Below are 15,156 nucleotides of genomic sequence, written 5' to 3'. Positions count from 1 at the left end.
AAAACATTTTTTCGTGATAGCGCTTGTAATGATAATTCTTTTTAGTATTTTTGAAAATAAGAAAGATCAATTTATGATAATGACACGATTTTTATCAAAAAGAAAAGATCTTCTTTTTTTAGAAGACCTTGAAAAAGACTTTCCCGACAATCCCGGTTTTAAAATCGATCGCCCCAATCTCACGGGAATCGGCGGAGTTGTTGCGATTATCACCCATACAGAAGAGGCAGTCCTGTTTGACCGTTACTTTCCAGTCATCATCATACATCTCTTCTTTAATATAAGGTTCATCGAGTTTTTTGTTGTTGCGATAGAGGGCACCATTCTTACAGGCAATGACATCGCCGCCTTTGCCAATAACACGTTTGATGATCTGTTCTTCCCCATCACCAAAGTCTGCTTTGGCTACGACTACATCACCATACTTGACATCTTTGTAGTTATAGAAACGTTTATCAACTAAGACGATATTGCCATTTTTATAAGTCGGATTCATCGAATCCCCCACGACTCTAGAGATCTGAACGAAATAGAGCACTGCATAGGTTAGTACAACGGTCACTAAAATGACTTTAATATATTCGATAATTGTATTTTTCATTGACGCTTGTTTTTCATTATTTTCCATATTTTTCACCTATTGCCATTATAATACAAATTTTCCACAATAACACCTAATATTTAAAAAACATATGATTTGTGCTATCCTAGGAAGGAAAGGAAGATCTTATGAAAACAAAAAAGTACATCCTCATCCTGTGCTTAGTCTTTATGCTTTTTGGCTGCTCCGCCAAAAAAGTGCACAATCCAACATTACGCATTGTCTATGGCATGAAAACCAAACAGTTATTATCTATTAAAAAACATTATGATGTGATGGTCATCAACGCTGCGAAAGTCTCACGTCAGGATCTCACGCAGCTTCATAAAAAAGCCAAATATATTTATAGTTACCTTGATATTGCAGCCTTAAATCCAAAAAGTCCCGCTTTTAAAAAGCTGAAAAGCTTAAAACTGATGCCAACCGTATCCGGGAAAAAGTATTATATGAATGTCGCGGATAAGAAGTGGCAAAACTATCTTACTAAAACGGTTAAAAGCTATGAAGAAAAAGGGATTGATGGGTATTTCATCGATCATAGCGATCTCTATGAAAAGCGTCAAAATAATACCATTTATACGGGCTTAAAGACCATTTTATCGTCTTTAAAAAAGACCAAGAGTCCCCTCATTCTCAATAATGCCCAAGCGCTTGTTGAAAAAGATCCTAAGATTTTAAAGGGCATTGCCATGATCAGTCAGGAAGATGTCTTTACCTACTGGAATCATCAGACAAACAAGCGTGAAGATGTGCCAGAAAAAGAAAGTTTGAAAAAGAAAAACTACCTCAAAAAGATGGCCGCCATGCATAAACATGTCTATGTCATTGATTTTACTAAAAAATCAGACTGGCAGGCAGTCATCAAGGCTTATGACAAGAAATATGGCTATAGCACCCTCTTCCCATTAAAAACCAATTATTCCAAATAAAAAACGCCTATTTGGCGTTTTTCTTTTGGTAAGTTCGAATAAGTGTTTGGACATGAGCGTCAATAGAGGCAATAATACGTTTAAAGGTCTCATCATCATGACCGCTGGGATCTTCTAAGCCCCAGTCCTCATCGAAATCACGACCAATAAACGGGCAGATCACACCGCATCCCATCGCAATCGCTACATCGATCGTCGGCAGCTCGGCAATCGTTTTTGAATACTGCGTCTTTTCCATATCGATCCCATAGAGCTCTTTCATTAAGCGCACAGCGTCCTGATTGATCTGCCTTTGCGGCTGTGAGCCGGCAGAATAAAAATGCATGCCGATAGGATGATAATAATGAGCTAAAGCTTCCGCAATCTGCGAGCGACAGGCATTATGCGTGCAGATAAAGGCAATATTCATTCTATATGGACTCCTTAATCAGCTTTTCCACATCTTTGCGTTTAAGTACGTGGCCGCTCGCAGCGACTTGCCCATTAATAACTAAGGCCGGCGTACTCATTACCCCATAACTCATAATCTTTTCTAAATCATCCACATAACTCACTTCTGCGTCGCAGCCTAAGCTTTCTACCGCTTCCTTAGTATGCGTTAAAAGTGCTTTACAGTTACGACAGCCAGTTCCTAATACTTCAATTTTTAACATTTCTTTTCCTTCCTCGTATAATATGTTTGTAATTTGATTAATGAATCATCGCTAGTAATTGATGATTCTTTAGATTTGAATATACACTTCAAATCCAGGATAATAGATTCTGTTTTGAACCTAAGGTTGTATTCTTTCCTCCTGCGGCCCCTATGGGATGTCCGCTTCAGAAAGACTTATTCCTCAGCCAAAACAGTTCTTTATACCCTAATGAGTTTGTTGAAGCTTTGTTTGCATTGTCTTCTTATTTTCGAGGTCGCGTTTGTCTTGGCTTAGAGGTGCAGTTCAAAACAAATTACTATCAATTTATGAAATGAGGTACTTATCGTGAAAAACAATATCTTTTCAAAACAATATGATTTATTTCTCGGTTTAGACGTTTCTAAAGGCAAAGCAGACGCTGCCATTTATAAACGTAACAGAGATAGAAATGTTAAATCCAAATTTGTTCGAAAGGCGATAAAGTTTAAATTCACCAAGCCAGGTGTCGATGAGTTCCTCGATACCGTTAGACATTACAAAGATGAAGACTGCCTGAGCGTTCTTTTCGCAATGGAAGTAACAGGCGTGTACTCTGACAATGTCTACATGTATATACGCGATCATCTCCAGGAAAGTGAATCAGTTAAGTTTCTGGATACTAAATTCGTTGACAGGTGGCGCGATGCACACGGATATGCCAAATCCGATCCACTTGACGCTAAGACTATTGCACAGATGTGCGCAACTGATGATGATGCACGTTATGTTGAAAAAGCTCCTAATTACAACGAAGAAAACAACAAAAAAGGACATGCGAATCTAAAACTTCTGACGCATCGCTATCAGCAGCTGAATAAACAGCTAAATGCTGAATATAATCGACTGAGTGCACAGTGTGAAAAGTTCTTCCCCGAGCTTACCGCTGTTTTCTCAATACGTTCTGCGACTGCGCTTGCAATCTTAGAGGCATATCCTACTGCACATCATATCATTAAATCTTCTAAAAATGAAGTCTTTAATGTGGCTTACGAGGCCTCTAAGCATCGCTGTAAGGAAGCTAAAATAGACGATTTGTTCGATCTTTGTGAAAATACCATAGTTACTCTTAATGTTCCTGAGGAAGCTGAACTGGTCACCGCTGAAATGGTCAGCAGTATCAGAAATCTGCTTCAGACAAGGAGAAACTACAAGAAAATGATGGTTAATCTTGCTTCAGAACAGCCTGCATTTAAGCGTCTTCAGACATTAATCGGCGTTGGTGAAGAATCCGCAGCTATGATTCTTGGTGAGGTATATGACATAGCTCTTTCCAAGAAAGCGGAAAACTTTGCATCATACTGTGGATTAACGCCAAGAAATAAGAAATCAGGTTCATCAGTTGATACCCATGGGAAGATTTCCAAAATGGGATCGCCTATCCTCAGACACGCTATATACCTGGCATCAGAGTATGCCAGACGGCATAATCCATACCTTGCCAACCTGTTTGCAAGGGTTAAAAACGGCAATAAGAAGCGCCATAAGCTTGCAATAGTAGCTGTTGCCAATAAGATGGCACGTTATATTTACGCTATTCTTAAGCATGATAGTGATTTCGTACTGCTTTATGAGGATCTCATGAAGCTTCCGGAAGATACCCGAGCCACGTTCTTCCAAAGTATTACTACTGACATTCCAGAAAAGACAAGAAGATGTATTTACAAATATTCTGATGAGAATGGTGTAGTACATGATTTTACCTTTACTGGAAATGACTCAGAAGAGTGATACTGTATGTAGATTTTTGATATAAAACACATATGTTTCAATAACTTGTGACAACTTTCACATTTATACACACTAAGACGTTTTCTTTTTGCAATTTTTAATACTACATATTTGTAGTACTCACCTCTAATCCGAGACAAACTCACTTGGCTTTAGAATCAGAGTAAACAAAGATTCAATTAATTTATACAATTAACAAAATCAACTCCTTTCATATTTTCTATTGACATTTAATAGTATGTCTTTCTATAAAATAAGCGGCGCTAAGATATTAAATACATAACCTACAGCAATAATACCAACGCTGCAGATACCTACAAAAATGCCTAACAGTTTTGGTTTGATCGCTTTTCTTAACATCACCAGTGAAGGCAGTGATAAAGTGGTCACAGCCATCATCAATGAGAGCACGACGCCAAGTAAAGCACCTTTACTAAGAAGCGCCTCAGCGATCGGAATGGTGCCAAAGATATCCGCATACATCGGCACGCCGACAATTGTTGCGAGAATGACGCCAAAAGGATTATGCGAGCCCAGCAGCGTGACAATGAAATGTTCAGGGATCCAGTTATGAATAAAAGCACCAATGCCTACCCCGACTAAAATATAGGGGAAGACTTTGGTAAAAGTGGAAACCACCTGCTGCCCGGCATAAGCTATCCGATCTTTAATCGTCAGGGACGCGGCCTGAGTGAGCTTACCGACATGGTTATAGATGAAGTCTTCGACTTCTCCTTCTAAGTGCAGGTTTTCAATGATCAGACCGCCAATCACGGCGACGATCAAGCCAAAGATGACATAGATCACCGCGATCTTCAAGCCAAAGATACTCATTAATAAGACGAGTGATCCTAAATCCACCATAGGAGATGAAATCAGGAATGAAAAGGTCACCCCTAAAGGAATCCCGGCACTGGTGAAACCAATAAATAAAGGTATTGATGAACATGAACAAAACGGCGTGACCGTCCCGATCAGGGCGCCAATCAGATTGGCCCATAAGCCATGAAAACGACTTAAGATTTCGCGTGAGCGTTCGGGCGGAAAAAAGCTTTGAATATAACTGACAATAAAGATTAAAACACATAAAAGAATGGTAATTTTAATGACATCAAAGAGAAAGAATGAAACACTGCCGCCAAGGCGGGTGCTGACATTAAGACCAAGATGCGTGAGTAAAGTATTGATCAAATGAGCGAGCCATTGCATTTTAAGAACCTGATTCATGAAGACATCCATAATATCCCCTCCTGACTTCATCGTATCATACATATAGATATTAGTCTATATGTTATGTAAAAAAGATAACGAGAGAAGCTCTCGTTAAAAAAGCGTGCGCAATGCATCGAAGATGACAAAGATCCCAAAGATGATGAGAATGGTCCCTAAGACTTTATTTAAAGTGGTATAGACACGATCGGTGATCCGCTTACGTAATAAACTCATTAGGCCGCTTAAGATGATCCACCAGATAAAGGTACCGACAAAAGCGCCGATCAGTAAAGGAATCGCGCTCGCGAGCGGATAAGGAGAATGCGTATGGGTCAGATTACAGGCAAAGAGAAATAAGAGAATCATCCCTGGATTCATAATGGCGATGCCAAAGCCGCTGCCCAAATCAGATAGATAATTCTTATTGCCATCATTAACGCGCATCCCCTGCTTACGCACGGTAAAGATCCCTAAGGTCAAAATGACAATCCCGCCAGCAATTGTGATCGGGGCATTATATATTTTTAAAACGCCGCTTACCAGACGCGAGCCTAAGACGCATAAAGATGCATAAATAGTATCTGCAATCGAGGAACCTAACCCCGTTAACAAGCCAGCGATGGGCCCGTGTTCCAGCGTGCGCTGAATGACTAACGCCCCTAATGCGCCGGCAGGAACACCAAAGATAACACCAATGAGCAAGCCCCGTAAGAGATATTCAATCGTCATATGTTTCACCTCGCGCCTTCACGATAACATGTGTAAAAATCATTGTAAATAAAAATGGTGCGAAACACACCATTTTTATTATTCGAGTTCAAAAGCACCAGTATAAAGCTGATAGTATTCACCCTTCTGGGCAATCAGCTGTTCATGTGTCCCGCGTTCAATAATACGGCCATGTTCCATCACTAAGATGACATCAGAGTTCTGGACCGTCGATAAACGATGGGCGATGACAAAGACGGTACGACCATTCATGAGGGCATCCATTCCGCGCTGGACGATGGCTTCGGTACGCGTATCGATCGATGAAGTGGCTTCATCTAAGATCATGACTGGTGGATCAGCGACCGCTGCGCGGGCAATCGCAATCAGCTGACGCTGACCTTGTGATAAGTTGGCACCATTATTGTATAATGGCGTATCATAACCAGCTGGTAAACGGTTGATGAAGTCATCGGCGCCGACTAATTTAGCGGCCGCAAAGCATTCTTCATCGGTTGCATCTAAGCGGCCGTAACGAATGTTATCCATAACTGTGCCGGTAAAGAGGTTGGTATCCTGTAAAACGATCCCTAACGAACGTCTTAAATCGGCTTTTTTGATTTTGTTGATGTTGATGCCGTCATAACGGATCTTGCCATCAGCGATATCATAGAAACGGTTAATTAAGTTGGTAATGGTTGTTTTCCCGGCTCCGGTTGAACCGACTAAGGCCACTTTTTGACCGGCATGGGCATACATTTCGATATTGTGAAGAATCATCTTATCAGGATTGTAAGCAAAGTCGACGTCGTCGAATAAGACGGTCCCGCGTAATGGCTTGTAGTCAACCTTACCAGTATCCTGATGCTGATGACGCCACATCCAAGGATCGTTTTTATCATTGGTTTCCACCATCTGACCGTTTTCTTCTTTGGCATGGACAAGAGTGACATAACCATCATCCGTTTCACTTTCTTCATCTAATAATGCGAAGATACGAGAAGCGCCGCCTAACCCCATGACTACGGCATTGATCTGCTGGGAAACCTGGCCGATTGAGCCGGTAAACTGCTTGGTCATGTTGAGGAATGGCACGATAATGGCAATGGATAACGGCATCCCGGAAATGGATAAGTTTGGCGCTTTCGCTAATAAGAGAGCGCCGCCGACAATGCCGACAATAACATAAAGCAGGTTACTCATGTTATGTAAGATTGGTCCTAAGATATTTGAATAAATATTCGCGCTGGTGGCGGCTTTCGCCCAGTTATCATTGACTTTGTCGAAGCCTTCTAAGGCTTCTTCTTCGTGGTTGAAGACTTTGATGACTTTCTGACCATTCATCATTTCTTCAATATAACCTTCGGTTGTTCCTAAGGTCTGCTGCTGCTTGATGAAGTAACGGGCACTGCGGCCGCCTAAAACTTTGGTCACTACTAGCATCACAATCATTCCGGCAATAACGACCAAGCATAATCCTACGGAATACCACATCATTACGCAGAATAAAGTGACTAACGTGATAAAGGTTGAGAATAACTGTGGGAATGACTGAGAAATCATCTGACGCAGGGCATCGATATCGTTGGTATAAACAGACATGATATCCCCATGAGCGTGGGTATCGAAGAAACGGATTGGTAAAGTTTCCATCTTCGCAAAACATTTTTCACGGAATTTAGCCAGAGACCCCTGCGTAATAACAGCCATCATACGGTTGTAAGTTAATGAAGCGGCTAAAGCAATGATATATAAGATAATGAGAAGACTGATTGTCTTGAAGACTTCACTGGAAGCCTGAGCAGCAGTCCAGTGTTTCTTAAGAGCGACTTCGATAATGGCAATAACTTTCTGCATAAAGATCGCTGGAATCGCTCCGAAGATCGCATTAAGTAAGATCAGTAAGAAGGTTACTGGTAATAATACCGGGAAGAATCCCATTAAGGTTTTAAGGAGTCTTGAAACGGTGCCTTTTTTAACACGATTTGGTTTATGTTCAGCCATTATTCGTCGCCTCCTTTCTTATTTTGTGAGTTGAAGACTTCCTGATAGATTTCACTTGTCTTCATTAATTCATCATGGGTGCCCATCGCGCTGATCGTCCCTTTACTCATAACGAGAATGAGATCCGCATCCTGCACAGATGCAACACGCTGCGCAATAATAATTTTTGTCGTTTCCGGAATAAATTCCTTGAAGCCTTCACGGATTTTAGCATCCGTTTTGGTATCGACAGCACTTGTTGAATCGTCAAGAATGAGTACTTTTGGTTTCTTTAATAAAGCACGGGCAATACATAAACGCTGTTTCTGACCACCGGAAACGTTTGTCCCGCCCTGTTCGATATAAGTATCGTATTTGTTGGGCATTAATTCGACGAATTCATCTGCGCAGGCTAAATGGGCTGCCTGTTTGATTTCTTCATCGGTGGCATTTTTATTCCCCCAGCGTAAGTTCTCTTTAATTGTACCTGAGAATAATTCGTTTTTCTGTAATACCACAGCGACCTGATCACGCAAAGTGACTAAATCATAATCTTTGACATTATGATCACCAACGAGCACTTCGCCTTCGGTTGTATCATAAAGACGGGAGATCAACTGAATCAGCGATGATTTAGAAGAACCAGTGCCCCCTAAGATCCCAATCGTCTGACCGCTCTTAATCTTCAGATTAATATTGGATAATGCGTAACGTTTGGCTTTTTCTGAATATTTGAAAGATACATTTCTGAATTCAATATCCCCATTAGGCACATCATAAAGCGGATGAGCAGGATTTGATAATGTCGTCTTTTCCTGTAATACTTCGCTGATACGATGTGCTGATTCGGTAGCCATGGTGACCATCACGAAGATCATCGATAACATCATTAAGGAAATCAGAATCTGGAAAGAGTATGTCAGTAATGAAGATAACTGTCCAACATTTAATGAAACGGCATGGGTGGAGATGATCAGATAAGAACCAAATAACAAGGTAAAGATCATCACCACATACAGGCAGAACTGCATCATTGGCATATTGAAGGCCAACAGTTTTTCTGCTTTAGTAAAGTCCTGACGCACATCTTCCGCCGCATTGTAGAACTTCTTGTTTTCAAAGTCTTCACGGACAAAGGATTTCACAACGCGGATCCCGGTAATATTTTCCTGGACCGATTCGTTTAAGCGGTCATACTTTTTGAAGACGGCTTTGAATAAAGGATTGACCTTACGAATAATAAGAGATAAACCAATACCTAAAAATGGAATGGTAAATACGAAAATCAAGGCTAAGCGACCGCCCATGAGAATGGCCATCGTAAATGAGAAGATAATCATTAATGGAGCGCGGACGGCAATACGAATGATCATCATAAACGCCATCTGGACGTTGGTAATATCCGTTGTCATACGGGTTACGAGTGATGACGCTGAGAATTTATCGATATTAGCGAATGAGAACGTTTGTACGCGGGCGAATAAATCATGGCGTAAGTTTTTCGCTAAACCAACTGAAGCGCGTGAACAGGTAATACCTGCCCAAGTCCCAAAAAATAAAGATAAACAAGCTAAAGCAAATAATAAAAGGCCGTAGAACCAGAGATCCTGATGGGTAATTGTCCCCTGCTGGATCTTATTGATAAAGCGGGCAATGACAAATGGAATAATACATTCCATAAGAGATTCCCCAGCCACAATAATTGGTGTCTTAATGGCATCTTTTTTAAATTCGCGTAAACTGCCTGTTAATGTCTTAATGACACTATTCATGTATTTTTCCCCTTTCAATGTTTTTAAATATTTCATCATCTTTCAGTTCATCGAAGTGCACATTTAATTTTTCCAGGATCCGTAAGAACTCATTACGTTCCTGATCATCGAGAACTTCAAAAAGGCGTTCAGTGAATTGATCCATTTCCTGAATAGCCTGCAAAGCATATGTTGACCCCTTCTGAGTTAACCGCACATAAATGACACGGCCATCACTGTCACTGCGGCGTTTTTCGATCAATTCCTCGCGCTCCATTTTCTTAAGCAGCTCAGATAATGAGCCGGATTTGATCTCAAGACGCTCCTGCAGCTCCCGCTGCGTCATTTCCCCATGTTTCTGCAGCTTGTGAAGAACCCGTCGCTGACCAGAGCGGTCACCTGTGTAAAAATAGAGAAAGCGCCCCATCTTACGTGCATTGACGTAAATATCTCGCTCTCTTTCAGAAATCATTCTATCACCTGCCTTTTTAATTGCTAGGGACCTAACTATTAGGTACCTAGCGATATTATAGACACTTTTTTCCTAAATGCAATAAAAAATGTGAGAACTCGCAAAAGCAAACTCGCAAAAGCTCTCACAACACGTTAAGCCTGCATGCTTTTCATAATAGTACTGATGACTAATACAATAAGGCCAACGGTTATCAAACCAAAACCGACAGGTAATAAGAAGAATGGTTCGTGCAGAATCCCCTGCGCATCCACGTAAGATTTACTCATCGTTTTGGCGATCAGGCAAGCTAAGCCTGATCCAATGCATACGATCGTGATCAAATTTGAAATTTTATTTGTCATAGTTATGTCCTCCTTTTGACACCGCCTAGTATAATCAGGTTTCCTGCAAAAGAAAGAAAGCAGCCATGACATCACGTTTTGCCAGTGAAACGAGCTATTATTTCCTGGGAAATGTATGCTTATTATTTCTGATAAATAGAAATTGAGATAGGATAATCAGTATTCCTATGAAAATAAGACCATAGCCAACCGGGATCAGAAAGAAATTCTCATGGAGCACCCCTTGCGCATCCACATATTCAATACTTTGTGATTTAATCATAAAACAGAGCATTCCCATAAGAATCACGAGGGCGCCCGCGACGTTGGACACCATGGCCAGGTGCGCTTGCCGCGTCACTGAGCCATCATGAATCAGCTTTTTCGTTAAATCTTTCTCTCCTAAGATGAGTTCATCTAAGGATATGTCAAAAAGCTGGGCTAAAGCGATGAGTACTTCGATGTCGGGCATATTTTTATCATTCTCCCAGTTGGAGATCGCCTGCCTGCTTACATGCAAGTCATCCGCTAAAGCCTGCTGGGTTAAATGATGCTGCTGGCGTAAAGTTTTTAACTGTTCACTAAATTTCATATTTTTCTCCTTAAAGAAAAAACTCTGCCAGAGCAGAGCTATTCATCCCATAACTGATTGCTTTCAATATATTCGAATTCCTGCACAACAGCAGCGAATTCATCATCATCTTCGATATCAAAAGCTTCAAAAGTGCCATCTTTATGTCCCTGATACTGATAGAGATAAATATTTTTATCTTTGACCAGGGCAATATAGTCTTTCTCTTCAACAGTGAAAATTCCAATCACTAAGAATTCTTCACCATCCATGGTAATCGATTGTAATTTTTTCATTGATATATAGGCACAAGGATACCTGCGAATTCATTCGCGGGAGGAATTGTGCCATCCTCCTTCTCTATTTAACAGGCATATACCCACCCGCATGAATAATCTTCTCTACTTTCTTAACAGGCACTGACTTCTTGGCGTCTGTCACAACATATGTGCCTTTGTTATGAACGCCCTTTGCCCTATGCTTCTCTCCGCCAATAACAACAGTATCGCCAGGACGCAGTGTATAGTGGCTTCTTCTGATCACGCGTCTGCCTTTCGAAACTTTCCGCTCTCTGAATACGCGAAGGTTCTTCTCGGAGTGTCTTGACTCGCTTCTGGCTGTGCGTCCGCATGACAGCTCTGCACCTTTCTTCGTCTTGCCGTCTCGCGCATCAACGTATTTTGCATCAAAGAATTTTTCAAGGATGCGGTTATTCCGTCTCAGCTTCTGAAAATGCATAAAAGGCGTCCTGCGTCTTGGATGGAATTCTCCCATGGCGTAGGCGTCATTGGCATGCGACTTTTCAAGGTGTAGGACTCTTCTTGCCTCCTGCGTAGCAGCGCCATATGTCATGTGCCATTCTAAATCAGGGTGGGTGCTTTTCAGCGTTCTGAACATCTGCCATCTGACAGCGTTCATGAAGGCTGCGCCGTTAAACGGCTTCGTCCTAGGCTTCAGGTCGTACAGCTTTCCGCCCGGCTTGTGGTTTGCCGAAGTATGGCATTTTGTGCAGACGGTCAGCAGATTGCTCATGCGGTTCGTATGATCGCCTGTTTCGAAGCCGATATGATGCACTCTCAGAATAGCGCCTTCATCCGCGGTTTCCCCGCACACCTGGCATGTGTAATTGTCACGATAGAAAACGGCTTTTCTCAGCGTGTTCATGCCGTATCGCGGCCCCTTCTGATAATCATCGCCTTTAAGCACGGTGCCTGTTGCCTCAAACTCATGCATGGCGTGGACGTCAAACGAGCCCATTTCAAACGTGGCTGAGACTATCGGCATGACCTCAAGGAACCGCTCAAAAATACGGATATGCTGATCACGGATGTTTCTCAGCGACGGCGCCAGCCATCCTTCCTTTTTGGAAGCTGTCCGATTATCAAAACGGGGCTTTCTGTAGCGAAGCCTGTTTCTTCTTGTGCGGCGCATTTTCCGGCGGTCATCGTGCCGCTTCTTCTCATCCTGAAGCATGTCAAATTGGCAGTCAAAATACTCGTGTTTTTCTGATTTGATGGATACACCAATATGTTTGTATCCCGTATCGCAGCAGTACTCGATCGGCTGCATATTCTCGCTTACGATTCTTGTAAGCATGATCGTGAACGGCTTATACTTAAAGATAACAGCCTTGCCGCTTTTCAGCAGCTTTCTTGCACGGTACTCGCTTGTCGGCATCAGCGGCTTTTTATCCGGCGCTACAACGCATACGCTCATGGAAATTCCTCCTTTCCTGTAAAATAATAACGTTTGAATATATAAACTTAATCAGCTGAGCTAAGATTGATGAATAAGTGTGCGCTTACGCACGCCTGCATACGCTTGCCAGAGGCAGTATATATGCAGTTTCTCCCTTTCGGGGTAGTTCCCATCGCCAAGGTTATCCGCAGTTGTGTATGACATGCACACTTCTCCTGCCCGTCAGAGATGTTTAATGCATGCCCGCAGAGCGAGGGACGTGGGAAGAATCCCCAGGTGCCTGTATTTTTGCGGATAACGTAGTGCCCGAAACACATTAGGCTAATCAGCTAGTACATATGTACCGACGCCAGTCTTAGACTTGCGCGAGACAAGCCTGCGACTTTAGTCGCGGGTAGTTGACATGCAATACTCCTCGCTTCAAGTATAGCGGAAAGTCTTTCTTTTTCCAACAGGATTCTTTTATAATCTGACCTTATAAAATAAGTGTAAACTGGATATTACACTATAGTCAGTTTAAGACTACAATAGGAATCACTTAAAGGGGGAAAAGAAATATGTCAAATTCAAAAACATTACGCTTAGCCTTAACCGCTTTAATGGCTGCCTTAGCGTATATTTCATTCACATTCTTACAGATTAAGATTCCTACACCGGGCGGAGTGACATCCTTCCATTTAGGAAACACCTTCTGCGTCTTAGCGGCTTTACTTTTAGGCGGCGTGCCGGGCGGCATCGCCGGGGCGATTGGCATGGGGATTGGTGATTTGCTTGATCCAACCTATGTCCTCTATGCCCCAAAAACATTCTTCTTAAAATTTATGATTGGCTTAATCGCTGGTTTATTAGCGCATAAAGTCTTCCATATTGAAGAAAAGAGTGGCAAGGCTTTGGTTTGGGGCGTCGTTCTCAGCACTGCTGGCGGCATGCTCTTTAATGTCATCGCCGAACCTTTAGTAGGTTATCTTTATACGACAATCTTCTTTGGCGCCAGCGCTCAGGCCGCGAAGGCCCTGGCGTCATGGAACTTTATTACCACCAGTGTCAATGCGATCTTAGCGGTTGTTATTGCCAGCCTTCTCTATTTAGCATTAGTGCCAAGTCTGAAGAAATCGGGAACATTAAAAAAGTTAGCGCGTGCTTAAATGCGATGAATACGCGTATCATCGAAGCGATCTTTCGCTTCGCTTTTTTTATTGGGATAACCAACGGGAATTAAGGCGAAAGCGGTGACGCCTTCAGCTAAATGTAAGACATCACTGACGGCTTCAATACGTTCACGCACTGGGGCAATGCCCATCCAGACCGCTCCTAAGCCTAAGTCCTGGGCGGCTAATAAAATATTTTCGACCGCTGCTGACATATCTAACGGTGCACACTCAGGAAAACGCATATTATCTTTCGCGCGCATCACTGGCACGATGACTAAAGGCGCACTCTGGGCAGCTTTAGCATAAGGCGAACAGGCCGCTAACGACGTAATGACATCACGATCTTTGACGACGAAAAATTCCCATGGCTGCTGATTGCCGGCACTTGGCGCCTGCATGGCAGCTCTTAAGAGTGTTTCAATCTTTTCTTCTTCAACTTCCTGATTCGTAAAAGCACGCACACTCACGCGGTTCATAATAGCATCCATTTAAGCGACCTCCAGTTCTGGGATATGTTTGATTAAAGCTTCCGCAATACCGTCATGATTGTTGTCAAGAGTGATTTCATCGGCAGCTTCCTTCACTTCATCAGTAGCATTGCCCATCGCCACACCAATCTTCGCAAAGCGAATCATGGATAAGTCATTCTGAGCATCCCCAAAGGCGATGCAGTTGTCGCCGCTGTAACCTAATTTTTCTAAGGCAATCGATAAAGCGCGGGCTTTATCAATCCCTTTAGCGGTGAATTCAAAATAGAAATCGGCTGTAAACATACAGTTAAGTTCATCTTTGAATGGCGCCATCATCAGCTGATAGTTTTCCTGCAGATAAGCCGGATCCCCAGAGGTTAAGATTTTATTAGGGCGCCACGTTAAATAGCTTTCTAAGTCATCCACTTCACAGACTTTTAAACGACCTAAACGCGATTCATATTTCACTTTATAAGCATAAGCATCATTGACATACAAATAAGCATCTTTATACACCATCGGATTGACATCAAATGATTTCATATGATTAAGGACACGTTTGCCCATATCAATACTCATTGGCGAATTGAATAACTCTTCTGTTGTCGTACAGTCAACAACCTGAGACCCATTGAAGCAGCAAAGTAATCCGTGATGTTTTTCCATTTCTAATTCATCCGCAATATACCATAAGCCGGAAGCGGGACGACCGCTCGCCAAGACAACTGTTAAGCCATTTTCCTGGGCTTTTTGTAACACCGCTTTGGTTTTTGGTGTAATCTTCTTTTCATCATCAAATAAAGTCCCATCGATATCAAGTACGATTACTTTTATATTTTCATTCATCATTCTCATTCCTTTTCTGTTTTTTCATTATATGGCTAG

At 42.1% G+C, this 15,156-nt stretch carries 17 protein-coding genes; 3 read left to right on the top strand and 14 right to left on the bottom strand.

The features are described 5' to 3' along the window. Positions 1–118: 118 nt before the first annotated feature. The gene (lepB, locus tag SG0102_RS03030; protein ID WP_125118584.1) at positions 119–628 is read right to left on the bottom strand and encodes a signal peptidase I; all 510 of its coding nucleotides are present in this window, start codon (positions 626–628) and stop codon (positions 119–121) included. Between the two features lie 101 nt (positions 629–729). On the opposite strand from lepB, the gene SG0102_RS03025 reads away from it, so the two are divergent. Continuing rightward, a complete protein-coding gene (locus SG0102_RS03025; RefSeq protein WP_125118583.1) occupies positions 730–1,530 on the top strand; it encodes an endo alpha-1,4 polygalactosaminidase in 801 nt (266 codons plus the stop codon). Between the two features lie 7 nt (positions 1,531–1,537). On the opposite strand, the gene SG0102_RS03020 is transcribed toward SG0102_RS03025, so the two are convergent. Further along, complete coding sequence (locus SG0102_RS03020; protein ID WP_125118582.1) at positions 1,538–1,939, bottom strand: arsenate reductase/protein-tyrosine-phosphatase family protein; 402 nt, start codon at positions 1,937–1,939, stop codon at positions 1,538–1,540. A 1-nt stretch (position 1,940) separates the two neighbouring features. Beyond that, the gene (locus SG0102_RS03015) at positions 1,941–2,183 is read right to left on the bottom strand and encodes a thioredoxin family protein (RefSeq protein ID WP_125118581.1); all 243 of its coding nucleotides are present in this window, start codon (positions 2,181–2,183) and stop codon (positions 1,941–1,943) included. 327 nt (positions 2,184–2,510) lie between these two features. Between SG0102_RS03015 and SG0102_RS03010 the strand changes: the two genes are divergently transcribed. Beyond that, positions 2,511–3,932 carry an IS110 family RNA-guided transposase gene (locus SG0102_RS03010; protein ID WP_157982958.1) on the top strand — a complete coding sequence of 474 codons (1,422 nt, stop codon included), beginning with the start codon at positions 2,511–2,513 and terminating at the stop codon, positions 3,930–3,932. Between the two features lie 246 nt (positions 3,933–4,178). Here the strand turns inward: SG0102_RS03010 and SG0102_RS03005 are convergent, their stop codons facing one another. The 9 genes from SG0102_RS03005 to iscB all read right to left on the bottom strand — a co-directional run bounded on the left by SG0102_RS03005 (position 4,179) and on the right by iscB (position 12,668). Next, positions 4,179–5,171: a permease gene (locus tag SG0102_RS03005; RefSeq protein WP_125118579.1), complete on the bottom strand. Its 993-nt coding sequence runs from the start codon at positions 5,169–5,171 to the stop codon at positions 4,179–4,181. Positions 5,172–5,255: 84 nt separating this feature from the next. Next, entirely contained in the window at positions 5,256–5,873 is a 618-nt protein-coding gene (locus SG0102_RS03000; protein WP_125118578.1) for a LysE family translocator, read from the bottom strand. Positions 5,874–5,951: 78 nt separating this feature from the next. Then, positions 5,952–7,856, bottom strand: a complete 1,905-nt coding sequence (locus SG0102_RS02995) for an ABC transporter ATP-binding protein (RefSeq protein WP_125118577.1) — start codon at positions 7,854–7,856, stop codon at positions 5,952–5,954. Next, the gene (locus tag SG0102_RS02990) at positions 7,856–9,607 is read right to left on the bottom strand and encodes an ABC transporter ATP-binding protein (protein WP_125118576.1); all 1,752 of its coding nucleotides are present in this window, start codon (positions 9,605–9,607) and stop codon (positions 7,856–7,858) included. The genes SG0102_RS02995 and SG0102_RS02990 overlap by 1 nt, the downstream gene beginning before the upstream one ends. After that, on the bottom strand, positions 9,600–10,058 hold the full coding sequence (locus SG0102_RS02985; RefSeq protein WP_125118575.1) for a MarR family winged helix-turn-helix transcriptional regulator: 459 nt from the start codon (positions 10,056–10,058) through the stop codon (positions 9,600–9,602). The genes SG0102_RS02990 and SG0102_RS02985 overlap by 8 nt, the downstream gene beginning before the upstream one ends. A gap of 134 nt (positions 10,059–10,192) precedes the next feature. Next, entirely contained in the window at positions 10,193–10,402 is a 210-nt protein-coding gene (locus SG0102_RS02980) for a DUF3955 domain-containing protein (protein ID WP_157982957.1), read from the bottom strand. A 97-nt stretch (positions 10,403–10,499) separates the two neighbouring features. Beyond that, the gene (locus SG0102_RS02975) at positions 10,500–10,973 is read right to left on the bottom strand and encodes a helix-turn-helix domain-containing protein (protein WP_125118573.1); all 474 of its coding nucleotides are present in this window, start codon (positions 10,971–10,973) and stop codon (positions 10,500–10,502) included. Between the two features lie 38 nt (positions 10,974–11,011). After that, positions 11,012–11,248: a DUF1292 domain-containing protein gene (locus SG0102_RS02970; RefSeq protein WP_125118572.1), complete on the bottom strand. Its 237-nt coding sequence runs from the start codon at positions 11,246–11,248 to the stop codon at positions 11,012–11,014. Between the two features lie 64 nt (positions 11,249–11,312). Continuing rightward, positions 11,313–12,668, bottom strand: a complete 1,356-nt coding sequence (gene iscB, locus SG0102_RS02965) for an RNA-guided endonuclease IscB (RefSeq protein ID WP_125118571.1) — start codon at positions 12,666–12,668, stop codon at positions 11,313–11,315. Between the two features lie 539 nt (positions 12,669–13,207). On the opposite strand from iscB, the gene SG0102_RS02960 reads away from it, so the two are divergent. Further along, positions 13,208–13,795, top strand: coding sequence for an ECF transporter S component (locus tag SG0102_RS02960; RefSeq protein ID WP_125118570.1), 588 nt, complete (start codon positions 13,208–13,210; stop codon positions 13,793–13,795). Here the strand turns inward: SG0102_RS02960 and SG0102_RS02955 are convergent. Together SG0102_RS02955 and SG0102_RS02950 are read right to left on the bottom strand one after the other, a co-directional pair. Further along, complete coding sequence (locus SG0102_RS02955; RefSeq protein ID WP_125118569.1) at positions 13,792–14,289, bottom strand: nitroreductase family protein; 498 nt, start codon at positions 14,287–14,289, stop codon at positions 13,792–13,794. The two genes, SG0102_RS02960 and SG0102_RS02955, sit on opposite strands and share 4 nt — an antisense overlap. Beyond that, positions 14,290–15,117 (bottom strand): Cof-type HAD-IIB family hydrolase, encoded by an 828-nt coding sequence (locus SG0102_RS02950; protein WP_125118568.1) that lies wholly within the window; start codon positions 15,115–15,117, stop codon positions 14,290–14,292. It abuts the gene before it with no gap. Positions 15,118–15,156: the final 39 nt, after the last annotated feature.

It is taken from the genome of Intestinibaculum porci (assembly GCF_003925875.1).
GTDB lineage: Bacteria > Bacillota_I > Bacilli_A > Erysipelotrichales > Coprobacillaceae > Intestinibaculum > Intestinibaculum porci.
Note: the sequence above shows the minus strand (reverse complement) of the source record. Positions and strands in the feature narration are given on the sequence as shown.

What these genes read in the sequence shown, in the direction of transcription:
- lepB (WP_125118584.1), bottom strand. Translation starts at nt 628, where the DNA reads ATGGAAAATAATGAAAAACAAGCGTCAATGAAAAATACAATTATCGAA.
- SG0102_RS03025 (WP_125118583.1), top strand. Translation starts at nt 730, where the DNA reads ATGAAAACAAAAAAGTACATCCTCATCCTGTGCTTAGTCTTTATGCTT.
- SG0102_RS03020 (WP_125118582.1), bottom strand. Translation starts at nt 1,939, where the DNA reads ATGAATATTGCCTTTATCTGCACGCATAATGCCTGTCGCTCGCAGATT.
- SG0102_RS03015 (WP_125118581.1), bottom strand. Translation starts at nt 2,183, where the DNA reads ATGTTAAAAATTGAAGTATTAGGAACTGGCTGTCGTAACTGTAAAGCA.
- SG0102_RS03005 (WP_125118579.1), bottom strand. Translation starts at nt 5,171, where the DNA reads ATGGATGTCTTCATGAATCAGGTTCTTAAAATGCAATGGCTCGCTCAT.
- SG0102_RS03000 (WP_125118578.1), bottom strand. Translation starts at nt 5,873, where the DNA reads ATGACGATTGAATATCTCTTACGGGGCTTGCTCATTGGTGTTATCTTT.
- SG0102_RS02995 (WP_125118577.1), bottom strand. Translation starts at nt 7,856, where the DNA reads ATGGCTGAACATAAACCAAATCGTGTTAAAAAAGGCACCGTTTCAAGA.
- SG0102_RS02990 (WP_125118576.1), bottom strand. Translation starts at nt 9,607, where the DNA reads ATGAATAGTGTCATTAAGACATTAACAGGCAGTTTACGCGAATTTAAA.
- SG0102_RS02985 (WP_125118575.1), bottom strand. Translation starts at nt 10,058, where the DNA reads ATGATTTCTGAAAGAGAGCGAGATATTTACGTCAATGCACGTAAGATG.
- SG0102_RS02980 (WP_157982957.1), bottom strand. Translation starts at nt 10,402, where the DNA reads ATGACAAATAAAATTTCAAATTTGATCACGATCGTATGCATTGGATCA.
- SG0102_RS02975 (WP_125118573.1), bottom strand. Translation starts at nt 10,973, where the DNA reads ATGAAATTTAGTGAACAGTTAAAAACTTTACGCCAGCAGCATCATTTA.
- SG0102_RS02970 (WP_125118572.1), bottom strand. Translation starts at nt 11,248, where the DNA reads ATGAAAAAATTACAATCGATTACCATGGATGGTGAAGAATTCTTAGTG.
- iscB (WP_125118571.1), bottom strand. Translation starts at nt 12,668, where the DNA reads ATGAGCGTATGCGTTGTAGCGCCGGATAAAAAGCCGCTGATGCCGACA.
- SG0102_RS02960 (WP_125118570.1), top strand. Translation starts at nt 13,208, where the DNA reads ATGTCAAATTCAAAAACATTACGCTTAGCCTTAACCGCTTTAATGGCT.
- SG0102_RS02955 (WP_125118569.1), bottom strand. Translation starts at nt 14,289, where the DNA reads ATGGATGCTATTATGAACCGCGTGAGTGTGCGTGCTTTTACGAATCAG.
- SG0102_RS02950 (WP_125118568.1), bottom strand. Translation starts at nt 15,117, where the DNA reads ATGAATGAAAATATAAAAGTAATCGTACTTGATATCGATGGGACTTTA.